Annotated in this window: 14 protein-coding genes; 3 read left to right on the top strand and 11 right to left on the bottom strand. The window is 37.0% G+C overall.

Annotated elements, in window-relative coordinates; all coding sequences use genetic code 11:
- Both UC75_RS20680 and UC75_RS07800 read right to left on the bottom strand, forming a co-directional pair.
- A partial coding sequence (locus tag UC75_RS20680) for a nitronate monooxygenase (protein WP_228137164.1) occupies window positions 1-525 on the bottom strand: 525 nt, incomplete at its 3' end.
- Window positions 526-642: 117 nt separating this feature from the next.
- Window positions 643-1,344, bottom strand: a complete 702-nt coding sequence (locus UC75_RS07800; protein WP_005307417.1) for a VIT1/CCC1 transporter family protein — start codon at window positions 1,342-1,344, stop codon at window positions 643-645.
- Window positions 1,345-1,610: 266 nt separating this feature from the next.
- Between UC75_RS07800 and UC75_RS07795 the strand changes: the two genes are divergently transcribed.
- Both UC75_RS07795 and wecB read left to right on the top strand, forming a co-directional pair.
- The gene (locus tag UC75_RS07795) at window positions 1,611-2,828 is read left to right on the top strand and encodes a tetratricopeptide repeat protein (RefSeq protein ID WP_049837227.1); all 1,218 of its coding nucleotides are present in this window, start codon (window positions 1,611-1,613) and stop codon (window positions 2,826-2,828) included.
- Between the two features lies 1 nt (window position 2,829).
- The gene (wecB, locus tag UC75_RS07790; RefSeq protein ID WP_005307411.1) at window positions 2,830-3,972 is read left to right on the top strand and encodes a non-hydrolyzing UDP-N-acetylglucosamine 2-epimerase; all 1,143 of its coding nucleotides are present in this window, start codon (window positions 2,830-2,832) and stop codon (window positions 3,970-3,972) included.
- On the opposite strand, the gene UC75_RS07785 is transcribed toward wecB, so the two are convergent.
- The 9 genes from UC75_RS07785 to UC75_RS07745 form a co-directional block, all read right to left on the bottom strand.
- Entirely contained in the window at window positions 3,957-4,877 is a 921-nt protein-coding gene (locus tag UC75_RS07785) for a hypothetical protein (protein WP_005307408.1), read from the bottom strand. The genes wecB and UC75_RS07785 overlap by 16 nt on opposite strands.
- Window positions 4,855-6,699, bottom strand: coding sequence for a hypothetical protein (locus UC75_RS07780; protein ID WP_049837226.1), 1,845 nt, complete (start codon window positions 6,697-6,699; stop codon window positions 4,855-4,857). The genes UC75_RS07785 and UC75_RS07780 overlap by 23 nt, the downstream gene beginning before the upstream one ends.
- Entirely contained in the window at window positions 6,700-7,950 is a 1,251-nt protein-coding gene (locus UC75_RS07775; RefSeq protein WP_005307402.1) for a glycosyltransferase family 2 protein, read from the bottom strand.
- Window positions 7,937-8,833: a hypothetical protein gene (locus UC75_RS07770; RefSeq protein ID WP_049837225.1), complete on the bottom strand. Its 897-nt coding sequence runs from the start codon at window positions 8,831-8,833 to the stop codon at window positions 7,937-7,939. The genes UC75_RS07775 and UC75_RS07770 overlap by 14 nt, the downstream gene beginning before the upstream one ends.
- Window positions 8,833-9,576, bottom strand: a complete 744-nt coding sequence (locus UC75_RS07765) for a hypothetical protein (RefSeq protein ID WP_005307396.1) — start codon at window positions 9,574-9,576, stop codon at window positions 8,833-8,835. The genes UC75_RS07770 and UC75_RS07765 overlap by 1 nt, the downstream gene beginning before the upstream one ends.
- A 192-nt stretch (window positions 9,577-9,768) precedes the next feature.
- Entirely contained in the window at window positions 9,769-11,211 is a 1,443-nt protein-coding gene (locus UC75_RS07760) for a cryptochrome/photolyase family protein (RefSeq protein WP_049837224.1), read from the bottom strand.
- A 118-nt stretch (window positions 11,212-11,329) separates the two neighbouring features.
- Window positions 11,330-11,812, bottom strand: coding sequence for a peptidylprolyl isomerase (slyD, locus tag UC75_RS07755; protein WP_005307390.1), 483 nt, complete (start codon window positions 11,810-11,812; stop codon window positions 11,330-11,332).
- A 135-nt stretch (window positions 11,813-11,947) separates the two neighbouring features.
- Complete coding sequence (locus UC75_RS07750; protein WP_049837223.1) at window positions 11,948-13,234, bottom strand: NAD(P)/FAD-dependent oxidoreductase; 1,287 nt, start codon at window positions 13,232-13,234, stop codon at window positions 11,948-11,950.
- 97 nt (window positions 13,235-13,331) lie between these two features.
- Entirely contained in the window at window positions 13,332-14,651 is a 1,320-nt protein-coding gene (locus UC75_RS07745; protein WP_049837222.1) for a D-alanyl-D-alanine carboxypeptidase PBP6B, read from the bottom strand.
- A 171-nt stretch (window positions 14,652-14,822) separates the two neighbouring features.
- On the opposite strand from UC75_RS07745, the gene UC75_RS07740 reads away from it, so the two are divergent.
- A complete protein-coding gene (locus tag UC75_RS07740; protein WP_049837221.1) occupies window positions 14,823-16,526 on the top strand; it encodes a M61 family metallopeptidase in 1,704 nt (567 codons plus the stop codon).
- The last annotated feature ends 367 nt before the right edge of the window (window positions 16,527-16,893 follow it).

Here is a 16,893-nt window from a genome sequence, read left to right as displayed (position 1 = left end):
CCCTTGAGCAATAATAATATCTATACCAGCCGCTTCAATGGCTTGTGCTTCAACTAAATTGGTAGCAGAAACCATAGTGATAATTCCGGCATCTTTTAATGCCTGAATTTGATGGGGATGGGGAATGCCAAAATGAAAACTGACCGCTTTAGGTTTGGTTTCTAATACGACATTTAGAAAATCATCGTTATCAAGAAAACTTGGATAAATACAGTTTAAGTTTTGAGGAGGCTGTTCTCCGAACTTTTCAAACTGTGGCCGTAAATATTCAATCCATTGTGCTGAGGTTTGAGGATTAAGTTCTTCGGGCTGATGGCAGAAAAAATTAACCTGAAATGATTTTTCTGTAAGTGTTTGGGTTTTTAAAATTTGTTCTCGAGCACTTTTTGCCGTATTTGCTCCAAGTCCTAATGACCCAAGACCACCCTGATTAGAAACTTCTGCAGCAAGTTCAGGGGTAGACACACCCGCCATAGGGGCAAGAAAAATAGGATGTTTAATTTCAAGTTGTTGTAACAGGGTCATTTTATTCACCTCATTTCTTTCTCTTCACCATAACGTGAAATCAGAACCAAGAGCAAATAATATTGGGCATTTAGTTTTTAAATATTTATTTCTTAAATATTTAAAAGTTCTGGTTTTTTAAAGTGGAGTAACATGAAATAAAGATCCGATCCAGCTTGAAAAAGCCATTGCTAAAATTCCCCACAAGGTAATGCGTAAACTTCCTTTCAGCTTAGAAGTACCTGCGAAATGACTTGATAGTGCCCCTAAAAAAGCTAATGAAATAATGCCAAATATTAGAACTGTTTTTTCGATCCATATATCAGGGCTGAGTAAAATAGCGAGCATAGGAAACAATGCCCCAAATGAAAATGAGCCAGCTGAAGCTAATGCAGCTTGAACAGGATTTGCTGCTGTATTTTCATGAATACCAATTTCATCACGTGCGTGAGCACCTAAGGCATCATGATTTGTAAGTTCAGTCGCAACTTGTCGAGCTAAATCTGGTGCTAAGCCTCTGGCTATATAAATTTGGGTGAGCTCATCCAATTCACGCTGCGGATGTTTTTTGAGTTCTTGCGCCTCAAATTTTAAGTCTGCTTTTTCAATATCTTCTTGTGATTTTACAGAAATATACTCTCCGGCAGCCATAGAGGTTGCGCCAGAAATTAAACCAGCAATACAGGTAATAAGAAGCGTATGAGCAGTGGCTCCACTTGCAGCCATTCCCATGATTAGACTAGTAACAGAAATAATTCCGTCATTAGCTCCTAAAACAGCTGCCCTTAACCAACCTGAGCGGTGAATAAAATGATGTTCTGGATGTTGGGAAAAGGACATGACTTTACCTTTTTTAGTTATAAATTTTTATCTTATCCTATAAGATTATTTACAATAATACGATTAAAAAATGTGTCATTATAGGAAAAACAATCAGATAACTACTTTTCAAAACATAATATAAAAGGAGATAAAATGAACAATTTATGGAACCTAGCCTACTTACCCCAACAGTGTAATTTATGAGTTTAATTATAATATTTATTGATTAAATTTTAATCTTACTTCTGCGCAAACATTCTATCCATTTTACTCTAGAGGTCTCAATGAATAACAAAACAATAAAATCTCTAACCCGTTCCTTCATCGTTATTGGTTCGATGTGTCCAGCTTTAGGCCTCTTAAGCATGGAAACTACATTTGCCCAAGAGATTGTGAATCAAGAATATAAACCAGGTAATCCGATTTATGATAAATGGGACCAATTTTATAAAATTGAGAAGACTCAACCTGAAAATGCCGAGAAGTTATTATTAGAGCTCGGCGAAATGACACCTCAAGATATTAAAGTATGGAAAAGTTTAACTTATTTGCAGATTAGAATAGGCAAACAAGAAGCAGCTTTGCAAAGTTTAAGAAAAGCAGAGGCATTAGAACCAGCAGACGATAATTTAAAACTCCAAGAAGCCTATCTGCTTAACTCTCAAAAAAATAATAAAGAAGCTTTGGTAGTTTTTAAGGAGCTTACGCAATCTAAAGATGCCGATATTGCCAATAAAGCGACACAGGCCGTAAAGAATTTAAGTGGAGGGGAAGTCAAAACTTATTTCCGTGATGTGTATTTTGCACCTTCATATGAGTCACGTTACGACGATGTGATTTTTCCACTTAAAGCTCGCTATGGTAAGAATCTTGATAATGGTCGAGCACAAGTGTATGGCTTTTTAAACCTAAACCGTGATACCCAATCTCAGGGTGGGGTACGACCTGAAATTATTGATGAAAATGCAGTGACTCTAGGTGTTGGCGCTAATTATCAACCTTGGACATCTATACCTGTGCGAATGTATTTAGAAGTGGGGGGAAGTTATGATCTGATTGATCGAAATAGAGATAAATTTCGTGAAAGTGTTGTCGGTGGGGTGACAGGATATCAAGAGTGGTACTCTCAAAATAATTGTAATCATTCACTTTGCTTTAATGATTACTTCACTGACTTATATGGAAATGCAGCGACTTATTCTAGAGAAGATTATAACGTTATTGGCGATTTACGCTTACGTACGGGTTTGAATGTCTATAAAGGCGAGAATGGAACTGTACAGGCTTATTTGAAATTGCATGGCTTAGCTGACAGTAAAGATGAGTATTACAATAATTTATTTGAATATGGCCCCGGTATTTCATGGCAGCCTTTTAATTATCAACCAATAAAACTACGTGTTGAACGACTATATGGCAATTACTTTAAAGATGTGCCAGTAAATACAAAAGATCATTACAACAATACCCGAGTCGAACTCGTCTTTTATAAGGATTTCTAAAATGAAGAAAATTTTTATATCTATTGTATTTGGAACTCGTCCTGAATTAATCAAACTTGCCCCTGTTATTTTATTGGCAAAGCAAGATCCTCGTTTTCAAGTTGAAGTAATTTTTACTGGACAACACGATGAATTAGTAAGAGATGCAATAGATTTCTTTGGGGTTGAAATTGACCATCGTCTTAAAATTATGAATGCTGGACAAAGTTTAAATCAGTTACTAATACACGGTTTGAGCCAAATCGAGAATGTATATACTGATGGGCAAAAAAGAGATGCAATTGTTATTCAGGGAGATACAACAACTGTTTTAGCAGCTGGCTTAGTCGCATTTTCAATGAAAGTTCCTGTGGCACATGTCGAAGCTGGTTTACGTTCTTATGATTTGGATCATCCTTTTCCAGAAGAGGGAAATCGTCAGTTAGTGTCACGTATTACCAAATGGCATTTTGCTCCGACAGAACAATCAAAAAGAAATTTACTCAATGAACAAATTCCATTAGAACTCATTACAGTTACAGGCAATACTGTTGTTGATGCGGTGTATTTAGGACGTAAATTAATTTCTGAAAAATCTGATTTGAAGAACCAGCTTGAACCTTATGGAATTCAATTAAAGCAAGATGATAAAGTTGTGCTTATTACTGCGCATCGTCGTGAAAACTTTGGCGGGGGAATTCAAAATATTTGTAATGCCGTTGAGCACTTAGCCCACGACCATCCTGATTTACATTTTATTTGGCCAGTCCATTTAAACCCAGCAGTACATGATGTGGTTCATGATAAGTTTAAAGACCATCCGCAAATCCATCTAGTTAAACCATTAGACTATCCTAGTTTATTGGCAGTCATAGACCGATCTACTTTTATTTTGACGGACTCAGGTGGTTTACAAGAAGAGAGTCCATCATTTAATAAGCCAGTTTTAATCTTACGAGATACCACAGAACGACCTGAAGTTGTTGAAGTGGGAGCCGGTGTTTTGGTGGGAACGAATCAACAAAAAATTATTGAAGAAGCTGAAAAGTTACTCACCGACCGACAGCACTATGAAAAAATGGCGCACGTAGAAAACCCATTTGGTGACGGGCAAGCAGCTCAACGTATTCTCGATCAAATTGCTAAATCTTATGAATTGGCATAATGATGAGTTAAGAATTTCTTCTCACTTATGGCTTTATTAACACCCCCATAAGTGAGGCGATACCACAAGCTCACTATATTGACGCACCAGCGACTCATGTAATGAGGACCATCAAAAATATAGACAGTTTTTCCTTCATATGCTTTTAGCTGAGAAATAATTTCCCACGGATATGCAGCTCTAAATTGCCCATTCTTTTTAACTCTAAAGGCTTCGAGTACTATAATTACTTTATCTTTTCCAAGCTTTTGTTCAAGTTGATCTAAAATATGTTTAGCTTGCTGAGGAGACCTTACACCTACGCCAACTCCGTCTTGGAAGAAAACGCCGTTATGTTCTGGTAACCAGCTTTTAACCCATAAATCGTAATGTTCGGGTTCGGTTTCACCACTGTAAATACTTACCCAAACTGGTACTGGAAGTTTAGTTAAAACCTGACCTAAAGCGCTTACTCTTAACCACGTCGGATCTGCTTCCACTGGAAAATAATAACCTTTAGGTGCAGTTTTTTGCTCTTTTATAATTTCAGCAGATTTTTCCCCTAACTCAGTGACATTTGCCCGAGCTTTAGGTTCATTATATTCACCGGCTAAACCCAATATTAGATTTTTAGCCCAAGGCTCTTGTTTAATTTTTTCTAAATTAATTGCTTTTTCCCATTGAGGAAAATTCGATTCTTTCCACCATGATTTAGACTCAACAACAGACCATTGGGGAACAAATGTATCAACACCTAAATAGTGCCAGTTTCCCTCTGGTGGAGTAGTGTTATTGTCGGGCTGCCAGAAAATTCCTTCAATATGCGGGGCTTGCCCTTGATGTTTGAACAACCCCGCATAAGCTATAACACTACAAATAATTAAAATAATAAAAGCAGCTATTTTAATTGGTATCTGTTTTTTCATTATTTCGTCTTAACCAGTACCACAAGAAGATAATTATTATCATGATTGCAGAGATAATCACAACTAATAAGAAGAAAGAAGATTGTTGAACTAAAGGTGCTTTTTGATTTCCGACAATAAGTTTTTGTAAAACATAAATATTTCCATTTTCTGAAACGAGCATTTTTGTCACGTTATTTGGAATTTTATGTTGTATTTTTTCCCACAGGTGCATGAAAGCTTGTGCACCGCCTTGTGAGTCGGTAATCACGTCAAAGCGATTATTGTTATAACTCACAATAAAACCATTAACAGCAGCAGGCGCATAAATAGTATCTTGATGCATTAATACCTGCTGTTGATAAATATCTTTATTCACACGAACATTTATTGCTTGTGGAGCACTTGGCGAATAACGGACTAGGTTAAGTGGCATTGGCCCTTGTGTTAAAAGCATTTTTTTCGCAGTTTGGCCTAATACAATCGCGATATTTAACGCACCAGATTGATCATCAATTGCAATTGTTGGAGTCGTTGCTAAAGTCATTGAAATCGCGGCTACGCCATTTTTAAGTTTATGGGGTAACTTTAGGGTAGATTTGGCTGTATCAATCCAGAGCGAACCATGTGCAGTGGGTAAACACTGTGAATTAGCAATGACTGAGTTTTCTAGCTTTAAATTAAAATTGGTGGTATTAGAAATAGCTTTGGCAAAAATGTTGAATTGTCGGTTAACGGGATCGGAAGCAAGGTCGGCTGTTTTCATACTGCCTGCGAGTCCACCATCAATCCAAGCCGTAATGTTTGAACCTTGCAATAAACCACTTTGAATACGTAGTGCAATTTGTCCTTGCAAGATATCGGTTGGTTGCCATACTGCTGGGAAATCAAGGAATAAGTTCTTTTCAGCATGATTTAATCTGAAGTCCTCAATTCCTAAATCGGCAAGTGTATTGATTTTTTTAAATTGTGCCCAAGTTGGAGTGGAGATCGTTGTGGGGAAAATTGCACTTCCTGTATTAAGTTGCTCTACATACGAGGTATTGATTAGTCCATTTATGGCAGCAGTGAGTTCTTGTGGTGTGTGATAAGTAATTGAAAGAGTAGCCACTCCATCTGCTGGTTTTGCAATTTGTACGAATGCTCCACCTTTGAGTGGTGTAGCTGAGTGAATCACTTCAATAATGAAATTTGTTTCATCATTTAAGTTAGTTTGTCCTGAATCAACCCATTCAATTGGTGTGATTGAAGTCCATGAACTTGCTAATCTAGCGAGCATAGAAGCTTCTATAATTTCTTTACGGTTATATTTTAAAATACCAACAAACGGAGTAGGCCGTCTCGCTTGTGGATTAGCTAAAGCATCTGGTAAGTCTTTTAAACGGTATATATCACGGATAGGCGTGAAGTCGAGTTGTGAATTGCTTAAATAGGTTAAGTGATCAATATCTTCTGTACAGAATGTTTCTTTGGTTTGATTCAGCGTAGTCGGTTTAGCATACTGTTGAATAATAAAATCTAAACGATGAAAGCCACTCTGACTTGCTGGGATATCAAATTTGAATTGACCATCCCCACTCAGTGTAGTGTTATAAATGAGTTTATCATCATATTTTACGAGTAAAGTTGTATCACTTTCAGTGGAATAATCACTTGAAAATTGAATGTTTTGCCACTGGGCACCTTTTCCAATATAGAAAAAATGAGGCTCGACCGTATATTTAGTTGAAGTGCTAATATCGTCGAGTTTCCATATGTACGCATGAGCAGACATGGCGAGCATAAGACTGGTGCTGGCAAGGAGCACTTGAGCTGTTTTGTAGAGATCAAAAGTCTTTTTCATTTATTTTTTCTCCTTGCTACGTTCCGTTTTGTACCATTGAAGGGAGTTGCCCTGTATTTTATTTTTAAGCATGTCATATGCGGCTTTAAAAACAATAAATAGAAATATTTGTGAGTAACTTACATAAGATAAAACAGAGTAAAAATAGAGTTCTGGTTTAACTTTTTCGAGTGAAAGGGTAAACCACATTTGTGCGACATATAGGCAAAATGAGAGGCCCCACAGTAATGTGAAGGGACCAGGAACTGAAATGCCTGCGATACCTAGTAACCCAAGCGTCAAGGTGATATGACTCCAGAATAAAGCGGGTACGAAAAGTATGTAGCACATAATGTTATTTAGAATCTCAATTCCAATAGGAAATGGGGTTCTTAACGCTACTGGTAAATATTTACGAGTCACATAAAAATTACCCTGAGTCCAACGTGAGCGCTGTTTAACAAATACACTCAAAGATGGCGGATCTTGTTGCCAACCAATTGCGTAGGGAACCCATTTAATTCGTTTTTGACCAATAAAAATACGGAAGCTCATTTCAGTGTCATCGACCAATGACTTCTCATCAAAACCACCCAAGGTTTCTAAAGCATCACGCCAAATGACATAGTTGGTACCCATTAATGTGGATAGCTCAAAACGTTGCCAACGCCCGCCTTGGAAAATCCATTGGAAAAAGATGAACTCAATGGCAATAAATCGAGTCAGAATACTATCTTGCCAATTACGGGTTCTTACTTTGCCATTTACAGCCACTAATTTTTTATCTGCAAGTAGTGTTTGAGCTAATAACCTTACGCAGTCAGGTTCAGGTGTACTGTCTGCGTCATAAACAACAATGAGTTCACCTTTGGCATGAGGTAGGCCATTATTCAGTGTCCTAGATTTACCTTTACCTCCCATTCCTTTAGGAACATTGACAATTTTTATGCAAGGATAAATCTGCGCTAGATTTTCGGCGATTTCTAGGGTGTTATCTTTAGAACCATCATTAATAAGCAAAACTTCATATGCTTCGGCTGGATAATCCTGTTGCGCGATTGCATGTAAAGTATCTTCAATGACTACGCCTTCATTATAGGCAGGAATCAAAACACTCAAAACGGGCCATCTATCAGGTACGGGTAAGTTCTGTAACTCTTTCTCTGCTGTTTTTGAGTATTTCCAAGCCTGATAACTTAGCCATGCCCAAAATGCTTGAGGAATCCAAATGCCTAAAAAACCAAATAGGAAGAGAATATCAATGGGAGCCATTTGATTTAACCCTCCTAATAATAGATGAGATCAGCAATAACAATAAAATCACCCCGATGACCAAGGAGATCCAAGAAATATAGCTGCCGAAAGTACCAAGTAGGTCAGGATAGGTTGTGGTTAAAATAAGATCGAGTGGAACTACAACTGTGCTTAAACCAATAAAAATATACCCAAAAAGACTAGTGTTTACATGTTCAGGGGTACTTATATATTTAATATTATTAAATTTCCATGAAATGCCGAGTTGAGGGTATCGAATATTTGTAGTCGGTAGATCAGCAGGAGGATTAATAATAATTTCATAGCCTGAAACATGACCATTAAAATTTTTGGCTGAATAAAATAAGTGCTGCGTTTGTTTAATCTCTCTAGAGGGTAGCGGAAGTTCCTTTGGATTAAACTTAACAATATAGCTGCCAGCCGTCTGGGAAATTAAGTTTTCATCCCAACCTGTTGAAACAAAAGCAGCCATAGGCCGTAAGCCAATTGCAGTTGAAAATGTAGCTTTGGCCGCAAAATATTGAGGTTGTTCAGATTTAAAAAGTACAATCGGAATAGCACCTTGGCTCACTGCTTCTTTTAATAAGAAATAGTGAGAAAAGCTAAAAACTTCATCTGGTAATATGATGCCTGGCTTAATTCCTTTATGAATAAGCCTTTGAAAGCTATCGGAACTGATTTGATCAATTGTAAAAATAGGCCACCATGTGTCCTGTGACGGGAAAAACATGGAAAGGTCATTCATGCTCTGAACTTCAGTTTTTGTTTGTTCAGATTTAATCTCGCAATGATAATATTGACGATAGAATTGCTGCAAAGTGCCATCTGGATACTGACTAGAGGCAATAATAATTCCACAAATATTAAGAAGATTAGACATTAAGTAATCTCCTCTTCAGGTGGAATCTGAATAACTTTATATTCGACTTCAAGCCGCAAAGTCATAATTTCTCTTAGCTTTTTAATAAATTCGGGTTCTTCTTCCGTTTTTTGCTTACGAATAACAATACTGTATATCGTTTCTAGGTCATCATCAGCAAACTGGAAAACAATTTCTTGCGGGTGATGTTGGCTCAAAATTTTAATCATTTCATTTTGAGTTGTTTTCCATACATCATCACCTAACATTTCTTTAATTAAGCTTCGGTTGAGAATCCTGATTTCAAAGACTTCATAGTCTTGTATGTGGTGATGATCAAGAAGTTTAAAAAAACTACGTTGAAAATACTTAAGTGCGCTAAGCGGGAAAATATCACGGCGATAATTTCGATCATAACTTTGTATATCACGGTATTTTTGGACGTTAATTTCAATATTGTGGCGTACAGCACTAAGAAAAAGAGGAATGAGAGGGATAATAAAAAGTAAAAGGAGCTGACGTTCAATATGTGTTTGTGCGCCTAGGTCGAGTAGAAAATATACAGCAACACCTATAAAAGCGAGTAAACCAACAATTAAAGATGCGCCGACTTCTAAAAAAGCACCAGAAATTAAAAGAATAAGAATAAAAATCCAACTTCCTCTAAAACTTACAGGCAACCACTCATATGCCACCATCCCCATAAATAGATGAGCTGCGATAATCCATAAGACGAGTGTTCTTCCCGGGTTCTTTTGCTGCATGCGACCTCTGGCTACCTTTTTTGTAATGATAATTTTTATACTTTTATAATGAGCTGTGATGCTTTTTGAATTTATTGTTGTGTTTGTCCTTTTATAAATCCTTTTAGTATTATTTTTAGAGTAAAGTCACAATATAGTCAAATTTCTCGTATTTTTTTAATCAAAAATAAACAGATAAGACGCAAGTCTTATCTAAATACTCTTGAAAGTTTCAATTGCTTTCATGCGAGTTTCTTTCAAATCAACAATTGGCTTTGGATAATTCAACTGAAGCGGAGTTTTACTTGAGTAGGGTTCATGAATCACTTTATTGTCTAGATGAGCTAACTCATCCACCCATTGACGAATATAGTCTCCGTTTGGATCAAATTTCTTAGATTGAGCAATAGGGTTAAAAATTCGGAAATAGGGTACAGCGTCAGTTCCAGTTGATGCACACCATTGCCAACCACCATTATTCGCTGCTAAATCACCATCAATTAAGTGTTCCATAAACCATTGTTCACCGATTCGCCAATCGATGAGTAGGTTTTTACATAAAAACATAGCGGTAATCATGCGTACTCGATTATGCATCCAGCCCGTTTTTAGAAGTTGACGCATGCCCGCATCAATAATCGGTATACCTGTTTGGCCTGTTTGCCATGCGGTTAGGTGCTCTGGATTATGATTCCACTTAATTTTCTGAGTATCTTTTTTAAACGGAATGTGTTTAGAAACATGTGGAAAATCAAATAAAATATGCTGATAAAACTCTCGCCAAAGCAGTTCATCTAACCAAGTCTGCTGACCTTCGTTTGCCAGATGGAAGTTGCCATGTTCAGCTCGGAAAAGGGCTTGTAAACATTGACGAATAGACAAAATTCCAAGATTTAAATATGGAGAAAGTTGGCTAGTTCCTTTTACATTTGGAAAGTCACGCTCTAACTTATAAGTAGATAAATGATCTTCAATAAATACGTCGAGCTGCTCCAGAGCAAAATCTTCTCCAGTCGGCCACAAGTTTTGTTGGTCTTTAGAAATAGATGAGTCAAAAAAAGCTTCGATATCTTTTAGACTTAAACTTTTTATATTTGAATCAGACTCTGGTTTGGCTTTTTGCTTTTTAGGAATTGGATAGCACTGAGGCAAACCGCTGATATCTAGTTTCGAATAACATGCTTTTTTAAATGCGCCGAAAACTTGATATGGTTGCTGTGACTGGTTGCGAATAGAACGTAAAGGAAAAATCGTACGGTCATGAAATAAAAAGAGTTCTTTACCTTGCTGATTTAAAGCCTGCTGTACAGTTTTATCTCTTTTTAACTCATTCACGCCTACTTCTATATTTGAGTAAACATTTTCGATATGAAGTTGATGTGTGAGTTCGCAAATATAATCTGCAATATCTTTCCAGTAGGGAATGACTTGAATGATCAGTGGAATATTAAGTTGTTCTAATTCTTTTTTAAGTTGTTGAAGCTGACGTAAATAGAAATTAATTTTTATAGGTGCATCGTGATGTATTTTCCATTGTTCAGGCGACAAGATAATTAACCCAATCGAAGGTCCTTGCTGGCAAGCATGCCATAAAGCAGCATGGTCTCGAACTCTCAAATCCTGACGAAACCAAATCAGCTGATTTACGTTTGACATGAAAGATACCCTTATAAAGTTGAGTGAGTTAGAGGTTTATTATCAAGATATTATATAAAAATAAATACATAAAAAAAGCAAAGCCGAAGCTTTGCTTTTATCTTCATCTAAAGATGAATTAGTGGTGGTGACCACCTGCACCGTGTACGTGACCGTGATCTAATTCTTCTTCAGAAGCTTCACGGATTTCTACGATTTCAACTTCAAAAGTTAAATCTTGACCAGCAAGTGGGAAGTTAGCATCAACAACAACGTTGTCGCCTTCAACAGCTTTAACAGTTACGATCTGAACGCCGTCATCTGTTTGAGCTTGGAATTGCATACCAGGTTGAATGTTTTCAACACCTTGGAACATTTGAGCTGGAACTTCTTGTACTAGGTCTGGGTTGTATTCGCCATAACCTTCAGCTGCTGGTACATTAACAGTAAATTTGTCACCAACAGTTTTACCTTCTAATGCATTTTCAAGACCAGGAATGATATTGCCTGCACCGTGCAAATAGGCAAGTGGTTCGCCTTGAGATTGATCAAGTGTTTCACCCTCAGCGTTTGTTAATTTGTAGTGGAATGAAACCACGTGGTTATTTGCAATAGCAGTCATGTTTTTGATCCATTCAATCAATTAAAGCGTACATCATAAAGTGAAAAATAAATTTTGTAGACTACAAAATCTTAATCTTTGGCACTTTTTCTAATGCGTTTTTATATAAATAGGGACGAACTTAAAAAATTCAACTTAATACAGCTTAATTTTTGGACGTACACGTCTTGTAAGTAAATCTTTCATTGTGAGTAGTCCAGCTTGAGTGTATCCATGAATCGTTGCTTGATGTAAACGATACAAAGATACGTACATGGTTTTTGCAATATAACCTTGCACACTAACATCACCAAGTAATTCTCCAACGGCTTTATTACGACTTAAAGACACAAGTGAACCTTTGTCATTAAAAGTGAACATTGGCTGTGAACGGCCATTAAGTCTGGCAGCCATAGCATCAACTAAAAAGCTTGCTTGTTGGCTGGCAACTTGAGCACGTGGTCCAAGAGGAGGGTTTCGTGCATCAAGCTGGCAATGTGCACAATCACCAAACGCAAATACATTTGGATCAGAATAGGTTTGCAACGTTGCATAGACCATTAAGCGGTTAATGTTATCGCGTTTAAAGTCTGTAAAACTTTCTAGTACTTTAGGTGCTTTTACACCTGCTGCCCAAACGGTAATATCACTTTTGAGTTGGTTGCCATTACTAAAGTAGATGCAATGCTTATCAATTTTTTCAACGCGGTGTTTAGTTAAAATTTCAACGCCCATTTTTCTGAGTTGCTCGGCACTGTGTTCAGCAGTTTTATCCGTCAGAGCAGGTAGAATGCGCTCAGAGGCTTCAATGAGTGTAATTTTGACTTGGTTAGGGTGAATTTTCTTTAAGCCATATCGATAAAAGTTTTTGGTTGTTTCAATTAACTCGGCTGCAAGTTCTACACCTGTTGCTCCCGCACCAACGATTCCGATATTTAAAGTTCGTTGATTAGGTTGATTTTGAGCTTCAATATAAAGATGTAATAAATCTTGCTGGAAAACATCGGCTTGTTTTCTGCTGTCGAGGAAATGACAGTTTTCACGCACACCCGTGGTATTAAAGTCATTTGATACTGAACCAAGCGCTAAAATAAGTGTGTCATAACTTAGCTCTTGCGGATGATTCTGTTGATCCTTAGACACTTGAGGGGGCATTAGTTCAATTAATTTTTTATCTTTATTAACCCCAATTAATGTTCCTAGCACAAATTCATAATGATGTTTTTCTGAATGTGCAAAATAGTTAGTTTGTTCTTCGTGTGGATTTAAAGAACCAGCAGCGATTTCGTGAAGCAGGGGTTTCCAAATATGAGTGAGGTTTTGGTCAACCAATGTAATCTTTGCTTTACGATTTTTCCCAAAAGTTTCACCGAGTTGTGTTGCTAGTTCTAAGCCACCAGCACCACCACCAACAATTACAATATGATGTAAATTTTGGGCCATTTTTTCACCTAATTATTTTTCTATAAAAAAAGATGGCTAAATTATGCCATCTTTTATTTATAAAATTTATTGTGTATCTGTGCACAATTTGATGTTTTTAGTGCGAATCTACAGGGTAGAGTTTTGCAGCACTATGTTCACTTGATGAAAAAATAGAGAAGAGGCTAGAAAACCACATTGCGATTTTTTGGAAAATATTGGCTTCTTCAATATGTACGTTATCTTCGATTTGAAGACTACGGATCAGTTGATTATTTTGATAAATCGATACTGTTGCCAAACTCATGACTTTCATTAATGGCGCAGTTAGTTGTTTTTCATTGAGCTCAATGTTTACACGTGTTTGAGTCGTTTCGAGCGGAGCGATAACTTTTGGTTGCAGGTTGCTATCAATTACTTGAACGCGCTGAGTGACATTATCAAAATTATTTAAGTCAATTGGTGCTGGGTCAGCATATAAAGAAGTCGTTACAATTGTAGGTTGCTTTGTCGCTACCTTAAACATTTTTAAAGTCGACTTTATAACAGGCAGTTCGGCAATTAATTTTTGCTCAGGAATAATGACTTCATCGCGTGTATAGGTATAAGCAAGATTCATTAATTTATCTGCAATCTCTGCACGTTTTACCGCACTCGGTGTACCTAAAACGATGACTAATAAACGTCTTTGAGCTAAGTCTGATGAAAATGAAGGACGTGAAGCCGTTAATGCCAAATTATAACCCGCTGCTTTAGTGTAGCCAGTTTTTAGACCATCAACAGATGGATCATATTTCAAAGCAAGGTTAGTCGCATGGTGAAAACGTTGATTGTAGCTAAAGCTTGGCATTTTTGAATAATGCAAATATTCAGGCGTTTCTTTAATTACAGCCTGACCTAATAAGCTTAAATCATGTGCCGTAGTGTAATGATCCGGCATCGTAATTCCAGGAGGGTTACTAAAATGGGTATCTTTCATACCCAAAGCCTGAGCTTCCTGATTCATACGTTGTACAAAATGGGGAACATCACCAGAAATTTTTTCAGCTAAGGTCACGGCTGCATCATTTGCAGACATAACAATTAAACCTGCCAATAACTGATCAACAGAAATTTGTTCACCAGCTTTAAGATACATTTGTGATTCGTCCCACTGCACCACACCAACCACTGGTGTTGCAGTAATGATTTCTTCTTTTTTCAGCTTTCCGGCTTTAATCTCTTTTAAAGCAATATAGGCAACCATCATTTTGGTTAAAGATGCTGGCGCACGTTGCACGTGGCTATTATGCTCGGCAATGATTTGACCCGATTGAGTATCTACAATAGTCCATGCGGCGGCTTCAACACTTTCAGGTGCAATATTGAGTAGCGCAGCATTGGTTAGGGTGGTGCAGAAAAGACTGAATAGGGTAAAAAGAGATAGAAAAAATTTCACGGATGACCTTAACTTTTACTGGCAAATACGGGACACAGATGCACAGCATGCTATGCCTTTTTTTAATGGAAGGCTAGTGGAAATTGTTGCCAAAAAATACATGTACGCAAGACGATACAAAAAAGTGATAATCTAATGCGAAGCCGTTCTTATTTTTAAATTGAAGAATTTATGTTGCATTATCAAATTGAGTTCGATGATTACAAACAACACCTTGTTCACGTGACAATTCGTTTTTTAGCCAATCCGAATCAGGAACTTTGGCTGCCAACGTGGATTCCGGGTAGTTATCTAATTCGAGAGTTCTCAAAACATATTGAAGCCGTTAAAGCTTATGATGAAGCTGGACGTCTGTTGGATATTAAAAAAACGAGCAAGAATCGTTGGCGTTTATTTAATACCGATCATGAGTTAATGACGATTGAATATGATGTTTATGCATATGATTTGTCTGTACGTGGTGCATATGTCGATCAGACCCGTTTATATATTAATCCAGCATGTGTATGTTTAGCTTTAGAAGGCCAAGAACAGTCTGCTTGTGAAGTCGAAGTGTTCTTGCCAGATGAATTAAAACATTTTCAGTTAGCAACGGGCTTAGCTTCAAAAAGTCTAGTCAAAGGCCGCTTTACTTTAAAAGCCGATCATTATGATCAATTGATTGATAGCCCGTTTGAATTGGCTGATCAAACACGTTTTAGTTTTGAAACACATGATATTGAACATGAGTTTGTAATTTCTGGCCCTCATAATGCCAATGTTGATCGCTTAAAAGCTGACATTGAAAAGATTTGTGCAGCCGAAATAAATATGTTCGGTTCAGCGCCATTTAAAAACTATACCTTTATGACGATGGCAACAGGGAATAGTTATGGTGGATTAGAACATTGTAATAGCACAAGTTTGATTACACCGCGTGACGATTTGCCAAAATCAAACGAACCAGCTGAACCTTCTAAAGATTACCAACGCTTTTTAGGCTTATGTAGTCACGAATATTTTCATTCATGGTTAGTAAAGTTCATTCGCCCAGAAAACTTTGCAAATTATAATTTGCACCAAGAAGGCTACACCTCTTTACTTTGGATATTTGAAGGCTTTACTTCATATTATGACGACCTGATTTTACTGCGTAGTGGCGTAATTTCTCAGAAGTCTTATCTTGATTTACTCAAAGCACAAATTGATCGCTATTTACAAAACCCAGGCCGTTTTGTTCAAACAGTGGCTGAATCAAGTTTTGATGCTTGGATTAAATTTTATCGTCAAGATGAAAACTCAAATAACGCGGGTACGAGTTACTACAATAAGGGTGCTTTAGTTGCGTTGTGCCTTGATTTAGGTTTACGTCTACGTGGTTCTAGTCTTGATGCTTTAATGCGTCGATTATATGAAAATACTCAAAATGGTATGCAGGTAAACGAAAGAACCATTTTTGATTTATGTAAAGAACTGACGGGTGATAATTGGATTGAACAAATTAATCATTTGATTAACACGACTGATGAATTACCGCTTGATCAATTGTTTCCTGAATTTGGTTTAAGCTATAGAGTTAAAACTGACAAATCTTTGCCATTAGGTTTAAAACTTGTCGATAAGCCAGAAGGTGTACTTGTACAAAGTGCCCGTCGTGATAGTGCAGCAGCGAAAGCAGGTATTTCTGCCAATGATGTGATTATTGCCATTGATGGTTTAAAAGCATCCACTAAGCTTATTGAGAAGTATGCAAAGCAGGGCGGAACTTATACTGTCTTTGCTTTCCGTCGTGATGAGTTAATATCTTTTGAAGTCGATTGTGCTACATCTGATTTAACCGAAGTTGAACTCATCGTTGAAGATCAAGCTAAAACTGAAAAATGGTTAAAAGCTTAGATTAAAGCTAAATAGTTTATAAAAAACCGATGTTTTGCACATCGGTTTTTACTTTTAAGTACTTCCAGATGGCGAAATCCGTTTTGCCTTTGAGTTTATTTTGAATGAAAAGTATAATAATTGTCAGAACACTGAAAGATATCTCATGTAATTTAATGATGTTTAATGCCTGAAAAGTGATCTGAATGTGCGTATTACAATGACTTAGATATCAGAAAAGTATCTATATATTTGAATTATGTATTATTTCGCTGCGAAATGTCGTTATCACTGGATATTTCGTTGACTGGAAGGCAATGAGAGCCGATACTCTCAGGGTTTTATTTAAGCATATCGGTTCGTAGGCACTGGGCCAAAAGCTCGGTCC

This window comes from Acinetobacter sp. V2 (assembly GCF_001188385.1).
Lineage (GTDB): Bacteria > Pseudomonadota > Gammaproteobacteria > Pseudomonadales > Moraxellaceae > Acinetobacter > Acinetobacter oleivorans.
Note: the sequence above shows the minus strand (reverse complement) of the source record. Positions and strands in the feature narration are given on the sequence as shown.

Excerpts from the sequence above, each read along its gene's own strand:
- UC75_RS07800 (WP_005307417.1), bottom strand. The coding sequence starts at position 1,344 with ATGTCCTTTTCCCAACATCCAGAACATCATTTTATTCACCGCTCAGGT.
- UC75_RS07795 (WP_049837227.1), top strand. The coding sequence starts at position 1,611 with ATGAATAACAAAACAATAAAATCTCTAACCCGTTCCTTCATCGTTATT.
- wecB (WP_005307411.1), top strand. The coding sequence starts at position 2,830 with ATGAAGAAAATTTTTATATCTATTGTATTTGGAACTCGTCCTGAATTA.
- UC75_RS07785 (WP_005307408.1), bottom strand. The coding sequence starts at position 4,877 with ATGAAAAAACAGATACCAATTAAAATAGCTGCTTTTATTATTTTAATT.
- UC75_RS07780 (WP_049837226.1), bottom strand. The coding sequence starts at position 6,699 with ATGAAAAAGACTTTTGATCTCTACAAAACAGCTCAAGTGCTCCTTGCC.
- UC75_RS07775 (WP_005307402.1), bottom strand. The coding sequence starts at position 7,950 with ATGGCTCCCATTGATATTCTCTTCCTATTTGGTTTTTTAGGCATTTGG.
- UC75_RS07770 (WP_049837225.1), bottom strand. The coding sequence starts at position 8,833 with ATGTCTAATCTTCTTAATATTTGTGGAATTATTATTGCCTCTAGTCAG.
- UC75_RS07765 (WP_005307396.1), bottom strand. The coding sequence starts at position 9,576 with ATGCAGCAAAAGAACCCGGGAAGAACACTCGTCTTATGGATTATCGCA.
- UC75_RS07760 (WP_049837224.1), bottom strand. The coding sequence starts at position 11,211 with ATGTCAAACGTAAATCAGCTGATTTGGTTTCGTCAGGATTTGAGAGTT.
- slyD (WP_005307390.1), bottom strand. The coding sequence starts at position 11,812 with ATGACTGCTATTGCAAATAACCACGTGGTTTCATTCCACTACAAATTA.
- UC75_RS07750 (WP_049837223.1), bottom strand. The coding sequence starts at position 13,234 with ATGGCCCAAAATTTACATCATATTGTAATTGTTGGTGGTGGTGCTGGT.
- UC75_RS07740 (WP_049837221.1), top strand. The coding sequence starts at position 14,823 with ATGTTGCATTATCAAATTGAGTTCGATGATTACAAACAACACCTTGTT.